The organism is Citrobacter amalonaticus, from assembly GCF_018252635.1.
GTDB classification, from domain to species: Bacteria; Pseudomonadota; Gammaproteobacteria; order Enterobacterales; family Enterobacteriaceae; genus Citrobacter_A; species Citrobacter_A amalonaticus_E.
The window spans coordinates 1-428 of record NZ_JAGTXM010000040.1; the positions used below are offsets into that span (position 1 = coordinate 1).

Sequence of the window (428 nt, forward strand, 5' to 3'; positions counted from 1 at the left end):
TTCAGGCTGCAGGCCCAGCAGCGCGCTGTTGCTGTCGGCAATATAGCGCTGTAGGCCGCGATTGAGGGTCGCGGTCATCGACATCAATGACGCCTTATGTCCGGCACGTTTCGGCAGACAGCCCTGCTTGTGCAGCGCATCCAGCAGCCCCTGCTTAGAGAGCTCGCGATCCTGATACAGGCCGCGCAAAACCTCTTCATCAGGATACAGACCCAGCGTTTTACCGAGCGTCAGATCGCCGCTTTCCCAATAGCCACGAAGCGTAGGAAGGTCATGCGTCGTCGCGACTGCCATTGACTGTTCAGGGTACGCTTTCGGCGCGCGGAAGGTTTTCTCATGGTCGTTTTCAAAATAGAGCACTTTATAGGAGTAGACGCCGCTGTCGCGGAGCTTGCTGACAATTTCCACCGGCACGGTACCGAGATCTT

At 57.0% G+C, this 428-nt stretch carries 1 protein-coding gene; it reads right to left on the bottom strand.

The genetic code is table 11. From position 1 onward, the window contains the following. Positions 1-428: 4-alpha-glucanotransferase (locus KE671_RS22625; RefSeq protein WP_211986810.1), on the bottom strand; the 428-nt coding region annotated here is incomplete at both ends.